The sequence below is a fragment of the Streptomyces sp. NPDC050485 genome (assembly GCF_044458185.1).
Lineage (GTDB): Bacteria > Actinomycetota > Actinomycetes > Streptomycetales > Streptomycetaceae > Streptomyces.
Window position 1 is genome coordinate 185,036 of the sequence record NZ_JBITHR010000003.1, and the last position, 18,326, is coordinate 203,361.

Sequence of the window (18,326 nt, forward strand, 5' to 3'; positions counted from 1 at the left end):
GGCCGCCAAGGCACAACGGCCCCTGGGTCGGCACCCGTTCAGGCCTCGCGGCTCAGCCGAGCAGTGCCGTGAGCGCCCCCACCGGATCCGCGTCCGGAGTGCCGCGCGGCCACCAGTCCTCCCGTGCCGGGTCCGATTCGTATCCGTACCAGAGCCCGTCGCGACCGTAGCGGAGTTGGGTGGTGGGGGTGGCGAGGCGGTTGCGGCTGGGGCGGAAGTCCGGGAATCCGGCGGCGGTCAGGGCGGGGCGGGCTCGGTCGAAGGGGCCCGCGGGCGGGTCCCAGGGGGTTTCCAGTACGGCGAGTGCCGCTATGCCGCCCTGCCGCCAGGCGGCCACCGCGCGTGCCAGGTCGGTGGGCGTGCGGTCGGTGGCCCGGGTCAGGGAGGTGTAGAGCGCGCGGGTGGCCGAGGTGAGGCCGGAGCCGGGGTGGGCGGCGGCGAGGCGGACGGCGTCCTGCCAGGTGGAGAGCGGGGCGATCGGGTCCTCTCCGGTGCTGAGGAGTGTGTGGGCGCGGATGGCCGCCTCGGTGGCGAGGAGGTCGAGGGACAGCGGGTCGGGCCCTCCGTGCACCTCGGGGAAGGCGGGCGGGTGGCCAGGCCTCGGCGGCGTGGGGAACGGTGGCGGGAGAGCGGGGAGCGTGCGCGACTGGACCGCCGTACGGGCCTGAACGGTGGGGAGTTGAGGGGCGGGGGCCACCCGCTCGACGGCCATGCGGGTGGCATTGCGCCGGGTGAGCGCGGCGAGGACTTCCTGCTCGCCCCTCCCCCGCATCAGCAGCAGCACGAACGGATCCTCGTCCAGGAGCCGGGCGGTCTGGTAGCAGAGCGCCGCCGCGTGCTTGCACGGATAGCCGTCGTCGGGGCAGGAACAGTCGGGGATCAGGTCTCCGGAGGCGGGCAGCAGGGCCGCCTCATCGGCCAGTACGTGCGGAAGGTCCTTGTCGAGGAGCGCGGCGATGTGGGCGGGCGCCGCCGCCGCGGTGTCGAGGAAGTCCTCCCAGGCCTGGTCGGGGAGGGTGCGCAGACGTAGTTCCGTACGGTACGGGCGCGGGCGGGAGCCGTGTACGTAGGCGGTGATCCGGCCGGGCGTGACGGTGATCGCGTCCACGTTGCCGGCCGCCGCGTAGGCGCGCCCGCGCGCCAGCCTGGCCGGGTCCAGGGCGAGTTCCTCCAGGGCCTCCACCCAGGCGTCGCCCCACCAGGTCCCGGCCCGCTCGGAGCGCGCGCCGAGTGCGGGATAGGTACGGCGGCGATCGTCGTGACGCGGGGCGCGAACGGGCGGGCGGGGGGTCATGGCGTCCTCCGCAGCGAGATCAGGTCGGCCAGTTCCCGGTCGGTGAGCTCGGTCAGGGCACTTTCACCGGAGCCCAGGACTGCCTCCGCCAACTGCCGTTTCTGCTCCAGCATTTCGGCGATGCGGTCCTCGACGGTGCCCTCCGCGATCAGGCGGTGGACCTGGACCGGCTGGGTCTGGCCGATGCGGTAGGCGCGGTCGGTGGCCTGTTCCTCCACCGCCGGGTTCCACCAGCGGTCGTAGTGGATGACATGGCCCGCGCGGGTGAGGTTGAGACCGGTCCCGGCGGCCTTCAGGGAGAGGATGAAGACGGGGACCTCGCCGGACTGGAAGGCGTCGACCAGGCGGTCCCGCTCGGTCACCGGCGTTCCCCCGTGCAGCAGTTGGGAGGGCACGCCGCGGGCGGTGAGGTGCGTGGAGAGCAGCCGGGCCATGGCGACGTACTGGGTGAAGACCAGTACCGAGCCGTCCTCGCTGAGGATGGTGTCCACCAGTTCCTCAAGCAGGGCCAGTTTCCCGGAGCGGGACGGGAGGCGCGGAGCCTCCTCCTTCAGGTACTGCGCGGGGTGGTTACAGATCTGTTTCAGCGCGGTGAGCAGCTTCATGATCTGGGCGCGGCGGGCGATGCCCTCGGAGGCCTCGACGGCCGTCATCACCTCGCGGACCACCGCCTCGTAGAGGGCGGCCTGTTCGCGGGTGAGCGGCACCGGATGGTCTGTCTCCGTCTTCGGCGGCAGTTCGGGCACGATGCCCGGGTCGGACTTCTTCCTCCGTAGGAGGAAGGGGCGGACCAGGCGGGAGAGGCGGGCCGCCGCGTCGTCGTCCTCGCCGTTCTCGACCAGCCGGGCGTGCCGGGCCCGGAACGCCTTCAGGGGGCCGAGCAGCCCGGGAGTGGTCCAGTCGAGCAGCGCCCACAGCTCGGAGAGGTTGTTCTCCACCGGGGTGCCGGTGAGCGCGATCCTGGCCGGTGCGGGGATGGTGCGCAGCGCCTTCGCGGTCGCCGAGAAGGGGTTCTTGACGTGCTGGGCCTCGTCCGCGACCACCATGTTCCAGGTGTGGGCGGCCAGTTGGGGCGCGCTGCCGCGCATCGTGCCGTACGTGGTGAGGACGAAGCCGCCTTCGATGTCCTCCAGGGTGCGGCTGCTGCCGTGGAAGCGGCGGACCGGGACGCCCGGCGCGAACCGGGTGATCTCCCGCTGCCAGTTGCCGAGCAGTGAGGCCGGGCAGACCACCAGGGTCGGCTCGGTGCGGGCCCGGCGCAGATGCAGGGCGATCACGGTGATCGTCTTGCCGAGGCCCATGTCGTCGGCGAGGCAACCGCCGAGGCCCAGCGAGGTCATCAGCTCCAGCCAGGCCAGGCCGCGCAGTTGGTAGTCGCGCAGTGTCGCGTCCAGGCCGGGCGGCTGCTCGGCCGTCGCGGGTCCTTCGAGGAGCCGGTCGCGCAGCACCGCCAGCGCGCCGGCCGGGACCGCCTCGACCGTCTCGCCGTCGACCTCCGCCGTGCCGGTGAGCGCGACGGACAGCGCGTCCACGGGGTCGAGCAGGCCCAGGTCGCGCTTGCGGGCCTTGCGGACGAGCTCCGGGTCGGCCACCACCCACTGGTCGCGCAGCCGCACGATCGGGCGGTGGGATTCGGCGAGCACATCCATTTCGGCGTCGCTGAGCGGTTCCCCGCCGAGCGCCAACTGCCAGTTGAAGGCGAGGAGTTCCTCGGCGTCGAAGAACGAGGTGCCGTCGGTCGCCGAGCCGGGCGCCGGCCGTACGACGGCGGTGGCGCTCAGCGTACGGGCCAGTTCGCGCGGCCAGTGGACGGCGACGCCCGCCGCGTCCAGCCTCGCGGATGCCTCGCCGAGCAGCTCGTACAACTCGGTCTCGGTGAGCGGCAGTACATCGGGGACGCTCCGCTCCAGGAGCAGTCCGAGCGGCGGCCAGACGCGGGCCGCGCGGCGCAGGGCCAGCAGCGCGTCGATCCGGGCCCGTGGGCCAAAGGCGTCAACTCCGGCGCCGGTTCCGCCGGTTCGTGTGCGGACGCCGCTTCGGGCCCGGCCCCCCGGTTCCGTGTCGTCGGCCCAGAGGCGGGCCGCGTCGACGATGAGGGTCGGGTCGGCGAGGCTGTGCACCTGGACGATCGCCGAGCCCGCGCGCCGGGCCTCGCCCTCTTCTTCGGACGCCGTGTCGAACAACTCGTATCCGGACAGATCCAGACGGAGCGACACCCGTACGCCCGCGTCCATGCCCGCGGCCGCCTCCGCCGCCCAGGCCCGGGCGGCGGGCAGGTGCTGGGCGGCGGGCGCGGCGAACGGGGCTCCCGCCGCGTACGCCGCGGCCGGGGTGCGCGGCAGGCTGTCCGCGACCGCGTCCAGGAAGGACCGCACCAACGCCTCGGGATCGGGCAGCTGGAGCGCGCCCCGGCCCGGGACGGGGACGGCGTACGCCTCGTACGGCATGGCGGCGGCGATGGCTCGCAGCTGGGCGATGTCGGCGGCGTCCAGCGGTCCGGCCCGCCAGGCGTCGTGGCTGGTCGGGGTGAGCCCGGGAAGCAGCCTGCCGCGGGCGACGAGGTGCAGGGCGTGCAGGGCGGCGGCGCCCCAGCAGGCGGCCGCGGGGTGTGCGGCCGGGTGGCGGCGGGCCCCGATCAGCGCCGCAAGGGCGTCGGCGACGGGGACGAGGAGAGCGGGGACCTTGCGGCTGCGGGCGCCCGTGCCGTGGCGGCGCACCACGGTCAGCTCGGTCGCCTCGCCCGGCAGCCCCTGCGGCACCGGCCCCTGGGCTGGGTCCCAGAAGGCGATCTTTCCGTCGCGCGGCAGTCCGGCGGGCAGGAACACGGCGGCCGCGGCCGTCCAGGCCCACGGACGCGCGGCGGGCCCGGACTCCGCGGACCCCGCCTCGTGCTCCCGTGCGAAGCCGTGGCGGGGCTCCGGCCCATGCCCGTGCTCGGGCTGCTCCCGCCAGGCGCGGGAGGCCACCGGCCCCCGCTCCGGATATCGCGTCGGTGTCGGCTGGGTCATGTGGCCGGTCACCTCCCTCGTCCGCAGGTCGTCGTTCATCGCGTGGTCCACGACTGGTCTACGACCTTACGGGCGGGGTCTGACAATGCGCCCCGCGGCCTCAGCGCACCCCCTCCCACAAGGCACGTTCCTCGCCGCGGGGGTCGCTCTCGACGGTCGGCGCGATATCGAAGACCTTGGTCGTCCGCGTCTCGCGGTCGTACGCAGCCCAGCCCGGATCGCCGGTCTTCGCGAAGGACACCCAGGCCCCGTGCATCGCGTCCGCGAGCGCCTGCGGAGGCCGCTCGCCGAGGATCGGGGCGTACTGCGGATCACCGAGCCGGTCGAAGACGAAGGCCAGCTCGGAGGCGTGGCAGGCGCCGAGTCTGCCGCCGTGGGCCGGGGAGCGGCGGGCGAACTCGTACATGTACGAGCCGGGCACCGACTCGGCGATCCGGATGGCCGGGATCCGGAAGAACCAGTCGGTCGTGACCGCGTCGAACAGCTCACCGGGCACGGCGCCCGGCCGGCGCTCCGCGTACACGGGCAGCGCCTTGTCGGGGTCGAGTCCGTACGCCGTCGTCGCCAGCCGGAGCCTGGGCTGCGGCAGTACGTCGATGCGTTCGGTCGGCACCAGGAAGAGGCGGTACTCCTCGCGGTTGCTGCCGGCCAGAAGCTCCACTGCGCAGTCGGGCGCGGGCAGCGGCAGCTCGTCGAGGACGGGTTCGAACGGCATCATGTTGAGCGCCGCCTCGCCCCACAGTGCCGGATCCGGGCGGGCGCCGATCTCGCCCCGCAGCTGTGCCTGCGCGGGCAGCAGCTCTTCGAGGGGTACGGCGGCGAACTCCTCCGCCGTCGCCCCGATGCCGAGCTTCTCGGCGAGCCTGGCCGTGATCAGTTCGGCCGAGGCGGGCCGCAGGAAGTGGTGGGCGGCGCCGCTCTGCAGGATGGCACGCCGGAACAGTCCGCGCGTGCCGGGCAGTGACAGCAGCGCGCCGATGCTCATGGCACCCGCGGACTCGCCGAAGACGGTCACCCGGCCGGGGTCGCCGCCGAAGGACTCGATGTTGTCGCGGACCCATTCAAGGGCGGCGATCTGGTCGAGCAGCCCCCGGTTGTCGGGCCGGTCGGGCAGCCGCAGGAAGCCGTCGGTGCCGAGCCGGTAGTTGATGCTCACGTACACCACACCGTCGCGGGCGAAGGCGCTTCCGTCGTACGCGGACGCCGATCCCGAGCCGTTGGAGAAGGACCCGCCGTGGATCCACACCATCACGGGGAGTCCGCTGCCGGGGGCCGGGTGGGGTGTCCAGATGTTGAGGTTGAGGCAGTCCTCACCCTGGGGGCCGTCGTCCGGCATGAGGGTGTCGAAGGGCGGCGCGTACGGGGCTCTGAGGACGCTCGCTCCATAGGAGAGCGCGTCGCGGACGCCGTCCCAGGAGGCGGCCGGCGACGGTGCGCGAAAGCGTGCCTCCCCGAAGGGGGGCGCGGCGAACGGGATGCCGAGGAAGGCGGCCACGTCGTCGGCGACGAGCCGTCCTCGCACAGCGCCCTGGCGGGTCGTACGGATGGGTTCCATCAGGTTCGTGCGCCTTCCGACAGGGTTTCGAGCAGTGCCGCGCCGAACTCCTCGGGGACGTTCGACATGAACCGCGTGCCCGGTTCCGGGCACCGCTATCTCTCGTACCCTGCCGCCGGCCCGTGCGTAAAGGCCGGCGTTCGACCTTCTCCCAGCCGTTGGTCACGGTTCTCGCGCCGTAGCTCGCCTCCAGCGACAGGTAAGAGGGATCCCCGGCGGCCCGGCGGCGCTCGCTACACCGCCCCCGCCCGGCAGCCCCAGCAGCAGCGCCGTGACGACGGGGAAGTGCGGGCTGCGCGGCCCGGTCGCCCGGGCGGGCTATCGACGCCGCACACCGGATGCCGGAACCACGGACAGGGGGCAGGCTGGCGACACTGACCGCCGCAGCCATGCCGTACAGACGAGGACCGATCATGTCCGTGCCCGCGTCCCAGCCCCGCACCCCGGCTTCGCGCCGCCGTCGCACGGCGATCGTCGCCGGGACCGTGCTGTTCGCCCTCGCCACCGCGGCCTGCTCGGAGCTCGACCGGACGGCGGTCGGCACCGTCTCCTACTCGACCGGCACGGCGCAGGCCGTCACGCTGACCAGCCCGAAGGTGCGGGGCTGCCACCGGCTCCCGCCGACCGGCGCGACATACGTCAACAACAACACCCTGGTCGACATGGTCATGTACCCGACGCCGGACTGCACCGGCAAGGTGACGACGTACATCGGCAGCAAGTTCGCCGACAACGTGGCACCGAAGGCCGCGCCTTGGCGCAGCTACACCTTTGTGCACTGAGGCGTGCCGGACCATACCGGGCGGACAAGCGGGCCCCCACTGCTCGCCGGAGTCCCCGGCGCTCACCGCTAGAGCTCAAGCCATCCATGGCCTGCGTACCAGTGGCCACCGTCCAGCAGATGTCGGGCGACGGCCTGCTCCACCCGGGTGCGCTGCGGAAGCTGCGCCACGGGGAGTTCCGGGTCGCCGAACACGAAGCCGACCAGGTCGCGGTCGATCGGCTCGTCGTCTTTGTATGCGCTACGGAACAAACCTTGAAATCGCAGGATGTTGGAGCGCTCGGGGAGGTAGTCGCGCAACTGCGGGTCGAGCAGCCAGGAGTGGCAGACGCCCAGCTGGTACCGCTCCTCGGGGTAATGGCGCGCGAAGAACTCCTTGGCCTCGGCGATGGCGTCGGCGCAGGCGCGCGGCGTCAACGGGCCCTGGAAGTCAGGGATATGAAGACTCAGGCAGGTGTCGCCGGGGTCCGCTTCCAGGCCGGCGGCCCGGATGGCCCGGCTCGTGGGCTCCCCGAGCCGCGAGCGCTGGAACTGGAGCCGGCCGAGCTGGTAGATCTCCCCGCGGAAGTGCAGCCGCAGCCAGCCGGGCGCGGCGAGCCCGCCGTTTCCGCGCCGCCTGCGGTGCACCGCGATGTGCCGGCCGAGGTCGGCGAGCGTACGGCGGGCGATGTCCTCGGGGATGCTTCGCCGACGGTGGTACGCCCTGATGTGCGGCAGCGCCGCGATGGCGACGTACACGGGGAACCAGCGCTCCAGTTCCCCCAACCCGGCGGGCAGCGCGGTTGGTTCGGGGCGGAGTCCGATGGTCCCGATGTCCTGCACAAGGACCCGCGCCGATCGTTCCAGCAGCTCGACGAGCTCGGGTTCGGCGGTGAACCGGGCGGCCAGCGCGGTCAGTTCGTTGATGTCCTCGTGCGGGACGGCGAGGTCGAGCAGTGTCTCGGGGAGGTCGTCGACGAGCAGCATGCGCGTCACCCTAGCCATCCCGCTCCCGGTACACCCGGGCAATTCCGGGCGCGCCCACGCGCCCGGCCTCAGGAATCCGCTCCCTCCGCCTCGCGCCCCACGCGCCGGGCCCCAGGGATCCGCTCCCCTCTCCCGCTTTCACACTCGCCGCAGCGGGTAAACCCCTCTTAGAGGCGATCATCATGCTGCGCACCGGTAACGAACCGATCACCGCCCGCAGCCCCCTGCGGATGCGGCTGTGGCTGAGCATCTGGGGCCTGATCTGGGCCCTCGGCGGCACGGCGGGCTTCGCTCTGGAAGGTCGGCCGGGCTGGACCGCGGCGTGCGCGGTGCTGACCGTGGTGATCGTCGTCGACCTGATCATGATCATCCGCCACATCCGGCAGGGTCCGCACTATCAGCCCGGCCGCGACATCCCGCCGTACGAGCCGCCAAGCACGCGCTGGCCGTGACGCCGCCCAGAGCTCGCCACGCGCCGGACGGAGCCCCTACGGCTCTCGCCGCGCGACCCGAGCCGCCTCCAGCCGCTGCGCCCGTTGCTCGGCCGACAGCCGCCGGCACACAGCGTGGCAGCCACTCGCGAGAGCGAAGCAGGGGCGCACGATGCCTGGGCGAACGACGATCCCGTACGAACTCCGGCGCCGACGGCCCCGCAAACCGACGGCCGCCACCCCCCGCCCCCGCTACTCCCCCTCGAACCGCGCCGCCGCGAGGTACTCCGGCTTCGGGTCCAGGGCTGCCGCGAGGCGGAAGTGGCGTTTTGCCTGCGCGGGACGGGACTCGCGTTCGTAGGTGCGGGCCAGGGCGAAGTGGGCGAAGGCGTTGTCCGGTTCGCGCTCCAGGACCAGCTGGAACTCCAGCTCAGCGGAACGGAGTTGGGCCGAGGCGAAGAAGGCGCGGGCGCGCAGCAGGCGGGCCGCGGTGTTCTCGGGATGGGCGGCGATGACCGAGTCAAGAAGTTTGACGGCGCCGCGCGGGTCCCGGGCGGCCAGGAGCTGTTCGGCCGCGCGGTAGTCGATGACGTGCGTCTCAGGGGTGCTCTCCGCCACGTGCATGTCCTTTCCCTCGCTGCGCGTTGTCAACGCCATGCCCAGCTCGTGTATTCCGTACGCGTACGAACGCGGTCGCCCCCGGGACGGCGTGACTCAGAGCGCGGCCGTCGCCAAGGTCAGCCCCAGCAGCACGATGGCGGCTCCCGCCACCATGAACGCCCGGTCCAGGGCGGTGCGTTCGCGGCCGAGGAGGACGACGGTGCGCGGGTCCGCCGGGTCGTAGGACAGGCGGACGCTGGCGCCCGGCGGAAGCGGCTCCCGGCGGTTGGGAGGGACCGGCGAAGGGAGTTCGAGGACGCGGCCGTCAGCCGTCTCGTACTGCAGGAGGGGGCGCCCCGAGCCCTGCGGCGCCGGCTTCACCAGCGCCCACGTGAGCGCGCCCGCCGCCTCCACGCGCCGGGTCTCCCGCAGCCCGTACGCCCCGGCGAGCACCGCCACGAGTCCGCCGAGCACTGTGAAACCCGCCAGTATGAAGAGCACAGTCGGATCGTAATCCGCACCGGGTCAGGACGGCGGCCCAAGTTGCGGAAACCCGGCGTGCAGAGGAATCCGTACGGTTCGTGTACGCGCCGGTTCACGTGGATGCCGGGTTCACGCCCCCAAGACCGGTGCGGCCCGCAGTGCGCCGGGGCCGCGTATGTGCCCACGCATGTGCCGGGTCCGCCTATGCACTGGGCCACCTATGGGCCAGCTTCTCGCGCCCCAGAGCCGCGCCGCTCGCGCACCCCGGCGCGGCTCTGGGGCGCTCGCGGACCTACCGCCCCGCCCGTTCCACCAGCCCCTCCCACACCTTCCGCACCTGCGGCTCCAGCGCCTCCAAGGGGCCGTCGTTGTCGATGACGACGTCGGCCACGGCCAGCCGCCGGGGGCGGTCGGCCTGGGCGGCCATGCGGGACCGGGCTTCGTCGGGGGTCATGCCGCGCAGGCGCACGAGCCGGGCGAGCTGGGTTTCAGGGGCCGCGTCCACGACCACCACCAGGTCGTACAGCGGCGCCAGGCCGTTCTCCGCCAGCAGGGGTACGTCGTGGATGACGACCGAGTCGGGACCCGCGGCCGATTCCAGCGCCGCGGACCGCGCCCCGACCAGCGGGTGCACGATCTTGTTGAGGATCGCGAGCTTGCCGGGGTCGGAGAAGACGATGCCGCCCAGCTTGGGGCGGTCCAGCGTGCCGTCTGGCGACAGGACGCCGGGGCCGAACGCCTCGACCACCGCCGCCAGGCCCGGAGTCCCGGGCTCGACGACCTCGCGCGCGATCCTGTCCGCGTCGATCAGCACGGCTCCGTACGAGACGAAAAGCCGTGAAACTTCGCTCTTGCCGGCGCCGATACCGCCGGTCAGGCCCACCTTCAGCATGAGCGGAAGCCTAGGGGGTGCCGTGCTGGACGCCGCGACCCCGGCCATGAACCACCGGGCACCCCCTTAAGGGGATGCCCGTAAACCCGGCCTGGCCGGTGCGCCCCCCTGGGCGGCCGCCCCTACGCGTCGCCCTCCCGCTCCGCGAGGAAGCGTTCGAACTCGCGGCCCAGTTCCTCCGCCGATGGCAGGTCCGCCGGTTCGGCGACGAGATTGCCGCGGGATTCGGCGCCGGCCACCGCGTCGTACTGGTGCTCCAGGCCCTGGACCAGGCTGACCAGATCTTCGTCGCCCTCGCCGATCTGCCGCTCGATCTCGGTCTGCGTGCGCTGCGCCTCCGTACGGAGGCCGTGCGCAACGCTCGGCAGGACCAGGCCCGTTGCCGCCGTGACCGCCTCCAGGGCGGTCAGTGCCGCATCCGGGTAGGACGAGCGCGCCACGTAGTGCGGGACGTGCGCGGCGACGCCCAGGACGTCGTGGCCGGACTCCATCAGGCGGTACTCGATCAGCGACTCGGCACTGCCGGGCACCTGCGCCTCGTCGAACGGCGAACGGTGGCCGGGCATCAGGTCCGTGCGGTTGCCGTGCGGTGTGATGCCGACGGGGCGGGTGTGCGGGACGCCCATCGGGATGCCGTGGAAGTTGACGGAGAGGCGCACGCCGAGGCGCTCGACGATCTGGCGGACGGCGAGCGCGAAGCGCTCCCACTCGACGTCCGGTTCGGGGCCGGACATCAGCAGGAAGGGCGCGCCTGTGGCGTCCTGGACCAGGCGGATCTCCAGCGCGGGGACCTCGAACTCCGTCCAGCGGTCCCGCTTGAAGGTCAGCAGCGGGCGGCGGGCGCGGTAGTCGACCAGACGGTCGTGGTCGAAGCGGGCCACCACCTGGTGGGGCAGCGTGTCCAGCAGCTTCTCGACGACCTGCTCGCCGGTCTCACCCGCGTCGATGTAGCCGTCGAAGTGGTAGAGCATGACCAGGCCGGCCGACTCCTGCGCGAGCGCCATGTCGACGACGGCGAGGCCCTTCGGCTCCCATTCGTACAAATCCTGCGGATCAAGCACGATTACCACTCCTCCTCGTGTTCACCAGGAAGAACGACCGCAGGGACGCGGGCATTCCCGTCCGCGCCGCTTTCCCCGAAAGCCTCGCCACGTGCGGACGACTTCGCGGCGGCGAACTGTCCAGTGCCTCCCGCGCGGAAGGCGGTCCGGGCGCCGCATCGGCCAACCTCCGTGCCGGGGAGCCGAGTTGGCGAAGGCCGCCGACGCCCACCCGACGGGAGCGGCCAAGTGCGGGTACGCCGCAACGGCGTCACCCCCCAAGAGGGGTGCGGCACTTGGCGGGGGAAATGAAGTAAGGCCCGCTCCCCATGGGGAGCGGGCCTTACTTTCAGCTATCTACCAGCTGGGGTCAGAGCGTCAGCTCTGGCCGCCCGCCAGCTTCTCGCGCAGGGCAGCCAGCGCCTCGTCCGACGCCAGGGCGCCGGAGTTGTCGTCCGACTCCGAGGAGTACGAACCGCCGGAGACGCCCGCCGGGGCGCCGGCCGGGGCGGCAGCACCCTCGGCAGCAGCGGCCTCGTCGGCCTCGCGGGACTTGATGACCTGGGCCTGGTGCTGCTCGAAGCGCGACTGCGCCTCGGCGTACTGACCCTCCCACGCCTCGCGCTGGGTCTCGTAGCCCTCGAGCCAGTCGTTGGTCTCGGGGTCGAAGCCCTCGGGGTAGATGTAGTTGCCCTGGTCGTCGTAGGACGCGGCCATGCCGTACAGGGTCGGGTCGAACTCGACCGAGGCCGGGTCGGCACCGAAGGACTCGTTGGCCTGCTTCAGGGACAGCGAGATCCGGCGACGCTCGAGGTCGATGTCGATGACCTTGACGAAGATCTCGTCGTTGACCTGGACGACCTGCTCCGGGATCTCCACGTGGCGCTCGGCCAGCTCGGAGATGTGGACCAGACCCTCGATGCCCTCGTCGACGCGCACGAACGCACCGAACGGAACGAGCTTCGTGACCTTACCGGGAACAACCTGCCCGATCTGGTGCGTACGGGCGAACTGCTGCCACGGGTCCTCCTGCGTCGCCTTCAGCGACAGGGAGACACGCTCGCGGTCCATGTCGACGTCGAGGACCTCGACGGTGACTTCCTGGCCGACCTCGACAACCTCGGACGGGTGGTCGATGTGCTTCCAGGACAGCTCGGAGACGTGGACGAGTCCGTCGACGCCACCCAGGTCCACGAAGGCACCGAAGTTGACGATCGAGGAGACGACGCCGGAGCGGACCTGACCCTTCTGCAGGGTGGTGAGGAACGTCTGGCGAACCTCGGACTGGGTCTGCTCGAGCCAGGCACGGCGGGACAGGACCACGTTGTTGCGGTTCTTGTCCAGCTCGATGATCTTCGCCTCGAGCTCCTTGCCCACGTAGGGCTGGAGGTCGCGGACGCGGCGCATCTCGACGAGAGAAGCCGGCAGGAAGCCACGGAGGCCGATGTCGAGGATGAGACCACCCTTGACAACCTCGATGACGGTGCCGGTGACGATGCCGTCCTCTTCCTTGATCTTCTCGATGGTGCCCCAGGCACGCTCGTACTGAGCGCGCTTCTTCGAGAGGATCAGGCGGCCTTCCTTGTCCTCCTTCTGGAGAACCAGGGCCTCGATCTCGTCGCCGACCTTGACGACCTCGTTCGGGTCGACGTCGTGCTTGATCGAGAGCTCGCGGCTCGGGATGACACCTTCGGTCTTGTAACCGATGTCGAGCAGGACCTCGTCCCGGTCGACCTTCACGATGACGCCGTCGACGATGTCGCCGTCGTTGAAGTACTTGATCGTCTCGTCGATCGCGGCGAGGAAGGCTTCCTCGTTACCGATGTCGTTGACCGCAACCTGCGGGGTGGTGGCGGTGGTCTCGGTGCTGCTCGTCATGTGGGAAAGGGCTCCGGTTACGGACAGAAAGTCGTAGGTACTGCCACGCCGAGAGCCCGTATCGCCTCTGCAGAAGCCGGACAGCCTGGGAAGCGCCTGTCCGGGTCGGTCCGGATGGCGCCTCGACAACCGAGGGGACATACAACAGATGGAAGCGCGCCTGCTACGTCTGAGGTGCGCAGGCTCGCAGCGCAACTTGTAGCATACGGGGGCAGCCGGACACGGTCAATGCGCGAAGGCGCACACCCGGGGCGGATCCCCGCAATCCCGGCACAATTAAGGTTCCCCGAGGCCACGATGGGCCCCGCAGACCTCTTTCAGGAACACGAGGTCGCGTTCCGCGCAAACTACAACGACGGACACGATGAGCCAAGAGATCCAAGCGTACGAGTCCGGGAACGGGCCCGAATCCGAGCCCGCGGCGACCCGGCGTGCCGCCGGCGACACGGAGAGCAGTCGGGCGAGCCGCGGCTGGTGGGACCGGAACGCCGACGAGTACCAGACCGATCACGGAGCGTTCCTGGGGGACGACCGGTTCGTCTGGGGACCCGAGGGCCTGGACGAGGCGGACGCCCGCCTCCTGGGCCCGACCGAGTCCCTCAAGGGGCTCGACGTCCTGGAGATCGGCGCGGGCGCGGCCCAGTGCTCACGCTGGCTGGCCGCCCAGGGCGCCCGCCCGGTGGCCCTGGACCTCTCGCACCGCCAGCTTCAGCACGCGCTGCGCATCGACGGCGGCACGTTCCCGCTGATCGAGGCGGACGCGGGCGCGCTCCCCTTCGGGGAGGGCAGTTTCGACCTGGCCTGCTCGGCGTACGGCGCGGTCCCCTTCGTGGCGGACCCGGTGAAGGTCTTCCGCGAGGTGCGGCGGGTGCTGCGCCCCGGCGGCCGCTGGGTCTTCTCGGTCACCCACCCCATCCGCTGGGCGTTCCCCGACGAACCGGGCCCCGAAGGCCTGTCCGTCGCCGCCTCCTATTTCGACCGTACGCCGTACGTCGAGCAGGACGAGAGCGGCAGAGCGGTCTATGTGGAGCACCACCGCACGCTGGGCGACCGGGTGCGGGACGTGGTCGCGGGCGGCTTCCGCCTGGAGGACCTGGTCGAGCCGGAGTGGCCGGCCTGGAACACCCAGGAGTGGGGCGGCTGGTCCCCGCTGCGGGGCAATCTGATCCCCGGTACCGCCGTCTTCGTGTGCGTACGGGACTGACGGGGGCGCACTCCCGACCGGCCCCTGGGCAGGCGTTGCCCGGGGCCGGTCGCTGTGCCGCATCCCTTGTGGCGGGGCTGCCCGCTCGCGGCGGAGGGTTCCGAGGCGCTTCACGAGTCGGGTCGGTCTTGTCCCGTGATGCCGAGAACGGCGAGGAATGCGGTCGCCGCCGGCGTGCGGCCGAAGCGGCTCCAGATGACGTACGCGACGCGGCCGCGACGGCCCGGACGCGCATCCTCGTTGTCGGCGGCGCCAGGTCCCCTGCAGATCCCGGGGCGCCCCGGCCGGCGCGTTGTCGACAGCCCGGAGTACATGCCGCAGGAGTGGCGCGCCGTCGCCGTCGCCAGCGCCGCGCAACTGGACGCCTGCCGGGCACACGCGGCCGACCGGGTCTATCTCAGCCCGCCCGCCGTCCTCGAACCCGGACGCCGCACCGGAACGTACCGGCGCGGCACCATCACGCTCATCACCAGCGCCGACGGCACGTCCCGCATCTCAGCCGAAGACCTCGCCCTGGCCGTCGTCGACGAACTCGAGAGCCCGCGCGAAGACAGGCACTTCACGGTCGGTTACTAGGCTCTGGACGTTCGGCGCGCCGTGCGGCGGCAGCCATTCCGCTGCCACACAGCCCCATTAGTCATACAAGCCCACCACCCTTGTGGACAGAGCGTCACGCCGACCGGCGGGACGTACGACACTGAACACATGATCCGAACCGACGCACTCGACGTCCTCCCGGTACGCGACGCCGTGCCCGAGCTGCTCGCCGCGCTCGACGGGCACGGGACGGCCGTGCTGTGCGCGCCGCCCGGCACCGGCAAGACCACGCTGGTGCCCCTCGTGCTCGCCGGGCTCATCGGGGGCGGCCCGGTGCGCCGGGTCGTGGTCGCCGAGCCGCGCCGGATAGCGGCCCGCGCGGCCGCTCGCCGGATGGCGTGGCTGCTCGGCGAGCGGACCGGTCAGCGGGTCGGCTTCACCGTGCGCGGCGAGCGGTCGGTGGGGCCGGGCACGGTTGTCGAGGTCGTCACCACCGGCGTGCTCCTCCAACGCCTGCAGCGCGATCAGGAGTTGAGCGGAGTCGACGTCGTCGTCCTCGACGAGTGCCACGAGCGCCACCTCGACGCGGACACGGTGGCCGCCTTCCTCCTCGACGTCCGGGCAGCGCTGCGGCCGGAACTCCGCCTGGTTGCGGCGTCCGCGACGACGGACGCCGAGGGCTGGGCCCGGCTGCTGGGGGACGCGCCCGTGGTCGAGGCGGCCGGGGTCGCGCACCCGGTGGAGGTGGTGTGGGCGCCGCCCGCACAGCCGGTGCGACCGCCGCACGGCATGCGGGTGGATCCGGCCCTGCTCACCCACGTGGCCTCGACGGTACGGCGGGCGCTGGCCGAGCGGGACGGGGATGTGCTCTGCTTCCTGCCCGGGGTGGGCGAAATCGCCCGCGTGGCACGGCAGTTGGGCGAGCTGCCCGGCATCGAGGTGCTCCAGGTGCACGGGCGGGCCGCCGCCTCCGTACAGGACGCGGTGCTTGCCGGATCCGACGGGCGGCGGGTGGTGCTCGCCACCTCGGTCGCCGAGTCCTCACTGACCGTGCCCGGGGTGCGCGTGGTCGTGGACTGCGGTCTGGCCCGCGAGCCTCGCGTGGACCACGCCCGGGGCCTCGGCGCGCTGACGACGGTACGGGCCTCGCGGGCGGCGGCCCGCCAGCGCGCCGGCCGGGCCGGGCGCGAAGCCCCGGGCGCGGTCTACCGCTGCTGGACCGAGGCCGAGCACCTGCGCCTGACGCGCTTCCCGGCCCCCGAGATCCGGGTCGCCGACCTGGCCGCCTTCGCGTTGCAGGCCGCCTGCTGGGGCGACCCGTCGGCGGAGGGCCTCGCCCTTCTCGACGCGCCGCCGGCGGGCGCGATGGCCGCCGCTCGTTCCGTCCTGGCGGCGATCGGCGCGGTGGACGAGCGCGGCCGGGCCACCGACCGCGGCGCCCGGATGGCCCGGCTCGGCCTGCACCCGCGGCTCGCCCGAGCCCTCCTCGACGGTGCGGCCGAGGTCGGCGGGCAGCGCGCCGCCGAAGTCGTGGCGCTGCTGAGCGAGGAGCCACCCCGGGAGTACGGGGACGACCTGGCGGCGGCTTGGCGCACCGCGCGCCGGGGCGGGGACGCTTACGCCGCACGCTGGTTGCAGGAGGTGCGCCGCCTCGCCGCATTCGCCGGGAAGCACCCCGGGCAAGGGTCCGCCGAGGCCGCCGCCGGGCTCATCGCGGCGCTGGCGTTCCCCGAACGGGTGGCGCGGGCCCGCGGCGGCGGCTCCTTCCTGATGGTGTCCGGCACCGGGGCCGAGGTGGCGCAGGGTTCCGGGCTGCGCAGTGCGGGCTGGCTGGCGGTGGCCGTCGCGGACCGGCCCGTGCAAGCAGCCTCCGCGCGGGTGCGCCTCGCCGCCGTCATCGACGAGCCGACCGCCCGGCTCGCCGCCGGGCATCTGCTGACGGAGAGCGAGGAGGTGCACTGGGAGGACGGCGATGTCGTGGCCCGCCGGGCGGCCCGGCTCGGCGCGGTCGACATATCCGTACGCCCGCTGAAGAACCCCGGCCCCGCCCTCGTCCGCGCGGCACTGCTCGACGGTCTGGGGCGTGACGGGCTCGGTCTGCTGCGCTGGACCCGTGAGGCGCAGGGTCTGCGGGAACGGCTCGCGTTTCTGCACCGGGTGCTCGGGGAGCCCTGGCCCGATGTCTCCGACGCCGCACTCCTCGGCCGGGCCGATCAGTGGCTGGAGCCCGAGCTCTCACGGGCCCGGCGCCGGGCCGACCTCGGGCGGATGGAAGCGGGGCAAGCACTGAACCGGCTGCTGCCGTGGGCGACCGGGGAGGCGGCCCGGCTCGACGAGCTGGCCCCGGAGCGCATCGAGGTGCCCAGCGGATCGCGGATCCGGGTGGAGTACGGGGGTGAACAGCCGGTCCTCGCAGTGAAGTTGCAGGAGATGTTCGGTCTGGACGGCACGCCCGAGGTGGCCGGTGTGCCGGTGCTGGTGCATCTGCTCTCCCCGGCGGGGCGGCCCGCCGCCGTCACCGCCGACCTGGCGAACTTCTGGCGCGACGGCTACCGCGCGGTCCGCGCCGAGCTGCGCGGCCGCTACCCGAAACACCCGTGGCCGGAGGATCCGACGGCGGCGGAGGCGACGCGGTTCACGAAGGCGCGGATCAGGCAATGACGGGTTCGAGCCGCTCCGTCACGACAGGGGGCGGGTCGCTGGGGTGGCGGCTGCGCGCTTCCAGCCACAGGGAGAGGGAGAGCAGAGCGATACCGAGACCGAGGAAGCCCCAGGGAAGGTAGGAGGTGAGCAGGAGGACCAGGGTGCGGTTCTTCTTGACCAGGTCGACGGTGTAGTTGACGTAGTCGTCACGCATCTTGACGTCCCCCGCGAAGACGGTGACCTTGTCCCGGCCCCCGAGCAGGGTGCCGCCCCGCAGCTCCTCGTGGTTGATCTCCTCGCCGTTGACCGGAGCGCCGGTCACCGGGTCGATCCAGAACCTCCGCTGGGTGGTGTACCAGAGGGTGGTGCCGGTGGTCTTCTCCAGGGTGCTGGAGTCGACGCCGGGCAGCGGCATCTTCTTGGGGTAGGGCACCTTGGTCCACGGGATGGTCTGCTCGAAGTAGTAGACGTCGAGGCCGTGGAACTTCTGGGTGCCCTGGTAGTGGATGGGCGCGGAGGCGCGGGCCTGGAAGTCGAAGTACTCGTAGTCCCGCTTCTCGGTCAGGAACGGCCACTTGAACTCGATGCCCTTGCGCTGCACCGGGTCTCCGTCGACCATCTCGCCGGTGGCGTGGACGGGTGCCTGGCTGTGCGCGTCGAAGATGTAGCGCTCGGGGATCTGGGAGACCATCTTGCCGTCGGGGCCCTGGATGTAGGAGAGGGTGTCCCAGACGACGACGTCCTTGCCGGCGCTCTTCTCGATCTCTCTGGCCGCTTCCACATTGCCCTTGAGCGTCTGGACGACGGTGACCTTGGGGACCTGCTTGGACTGCATGGTGCCGTAGTCGATGAGGGTGGCGTCCTTCGCTTCGAGGACGGCCTCCTGGTACTGGCTGGGCGGGATCTTCGCCAGCCGGGGAAAGGCGTACCAGCGCAGCAGCGGCGACAGGGCGCCGAAGAACACGGCAAGGGCGAGCAGGACGAGACTGGCTTTGCGTCGCATGGACCTGCTCT

At 72.2% G+C, this 18,326-nt stretch carries 14 protein-coding genes and 1 pseudogene; 5 read left to right on the plus strand and 10 right to left on the minus strand.

Annotation, left to right across the window (positions count from 1 at the left end; genetic code table 11):
* Positions 1–52 precede the first annotated feature (52 nt).
* The 3 genes from ACIBK6_RS07455 to ACIBK6_RS07465 all read right to left on the minus strand — a co-directional run bounded on the left by ACIBK6_RS07455 (position 53) and on the right by ACIBK6_RS07465 (position 5,857).
* Positions 53–1,294, minus strand: coding sequence for an SWIM zinc finger family protein (locus tag ACIBK6_RS07455; protein ID WP_399049606.1), 1,242 nt, complete (start codon positions 1,292–1,294; stop codon positions 53–55).
* Positions 1,291–4,341, minus strand: a complete 3,051-nt coding sequence (locus ACIBK6_RS07460; RefSeq protein WP_399049607.1) for a DEAD/DEAH box helicase — start codon at positions 4,339–4,341, stop codon at positions 1,291–1,293. The genes ACIBK6_RS07455 and ACIBK6_RS07460 overlap by 4 nt, the downstream gene beginning before the upstream one ends.
* 61 nt (positions 4,342–4,402) lie before the next feature.
* Complete coding sequence (locus ACIBK6_RS07465) at positions 4,403–5,857, minus strand: carboxylesterase/lipase family protein (protein WP_399049608.1); 1,455 nt, start codon at positions 5,855–5,857, stop codon at positions 4,403–4,405.
* A 413-nt stretch (positions 5,858–6,270) separates the two neighbouring features.
* On the opposite strand from ACIBK6_RS07465, the gene ACIBK6_RS07470 reads away from it, so the two are divergent.
* Complete coding sequence (locus ACIBK6_RS07470) at positions 6,271–6,639, plus strand: hypothetical protein (protein ID WP_399049610.1); 369 nt, start codon at positions 6,271–6,273, stop codon at positions 6,637–6,639.
* Positions 6,640–6,707: 68 nt separating this feature from the next.
* Here ACIBK6_RS07470 and ACIBK6_RS07475 read toward each other — a convergent pair whose 3' ends face one another.
* Positions 6,708–7,604: an acyltransferase domain-containing protein gene (locus ACIBK6_RS07475; protein ID WP_399049611.1), complete on the minus strand. Its 897-nt coding sequence runs from the start codon at positions 7,602–7,604 to the stop codon at positions 6,708–6,710.
* A gap of 182 nt (positions 7,605–7,786) precedes the next feature.
* Between ACIBK6_RS07475 and ACIBK6_RS07480 the strand changes: the two genes are divergently transcribed.
* Positions 7,787–8,056, plus strand: coding sequence for a DUF6343 family protein (locus ACIBK6_RS07480; protein ID WP_399049613.1), 270 nt, complete (start codon positions 7,787–7,789; stop codon positions 8,054–8,056).
* 231 nt (positions 8,057–8,287) lie between these two features.
* Here ACIBK6_RS07480 and ACIBK6_RS07485 read toward each other — a convergent pair whose 3' ends face one another.
* From ACIBK6_RS07485 to rpsA, 5 genes are all read right to left on the minus strand, one after another.
* Positions 8,288–8,692, minus strand: coding sequence for a tetratricopeptide repeat protein (locus ACIBK6_RS07485; RefSeq protein WP_399049614.1), 405 nt, complete (start codon positions 8,690–8,692; stop codon positions 8,288–8,290).
* A 57-nt stretch (positions 8,693–8,749) separates the two neighbouring features.
* Positions 8,750–9,136: a DUF3592 domain-containing protein gene (locus ACIBK6_RS07490; RefSeq protein ID WP_399049615.1), complete on the minus strand. Its 387-nt coding sequence runs from the start codon at positions 9,134–9,136 to the stop codon at positions 8,750–8,752.
* Positions 9,137–9,410: 274 nt separating this feature from the next.
* The gene (gene coaE, locus ACIBK6_RS07495; RefSeq protein WP_399049617.1) at positions 9,411–10,010 is read right to left on the minus strand and encodes a dephospho-CoA kinase; all 600 of its coding nucleotides are present in this window, start codon (positions 10,008–10,010) and stop codon (positions 9,411–9,413) included.
* Between the two features lie 122 nt (positions 10,011–10,132).
* Positions 10,133–11,071 (minus strand): PAC2 family protein, encoded by a 939-nt coding sequence (locus ACIBK6_RS07500; protein ID WP_399049619.1) that lies wholly within the window; start codon positions 11,069–11,071, stop codon positions 10,133–10,135.
* A 357-nt stretch (positions 11,072–11,428) separates the two neighbouring features.
* Positions 11,429–12,928 carry a 30S ribosomal protein S1 gene (gene rpsA / locus ACIBK6_RS07505; RefSeq protein ID WP_100574468.1) on the minus strand — a complete coding sequence of 500 codons (1,500 nt, stop codon included), beginning with the start codon at positions 12,926–12,928 and terminating at the stop codon, positions 11,429–11,431.
* Between the two features lie 364 nt (positions 12,929–13,292).
* Here rpsA and ACIBK6_RS07510 point away from each other — a divergent pair, with 364 nt between their 5' ends.
* The 3 genes and pseudogenes from ACIBK6_RS07510 to hrpB all read left to right on the plus strand — a co-directional run bounded on the left by ACIBK6_RS07510 (position 13,293) and on the right by hrpB (position 17,330).
* Entirely contained in the window at positions 13,293–14,132 is an 840-nt protein-coding gene (locus ACIBK6_RS07510) for a class I SAM-dependent methyltransferase (RefSeq protein ID WP_399049621.1), read from the plus strand.
* Between the two features lie 203 nt (positions 14,133–14,335).
* Positions 14,336–14,708, plus strand: a pseudogene (locus ACIBK6_RS07515) (NAD(P)-dependent oxidoreductase); the annotation flags it as partial.
* Between the two features lie 129 nt (positions 14,709–14,837).
* A complete protein-coding gene (hrpB, locus tag ACIBK6_RS07520; RefSeq protein ID WP_399049623.1) occupies positions 14,838–17,330 on the plus strand; it encodes an ATP-dependent helicase HrpB in 2,493 nt (830 codons plus the stop codon).
* On the opposite strand, the gene ACIBK6_RS07525 is transcribed toward hrpB, so the two are convergent.
* The gene (locus ACIBK6_RS07525) at positions 17,320–18,315 is read right to left on the minus strand and encodes a DUF3068 domain-containing protein (protein WP_399049625.1); all 996 of its coding nucleotides are present in this window, start codon (positions 18,313–18,315) and stop codon (positions 17,320–17,322) included. The genes hrpB and ACIBK6_RS07525 overlap by 11 nt on opposite strands.
* Positions 18,316–18,326: the final 11 nt, after the last annotated feature.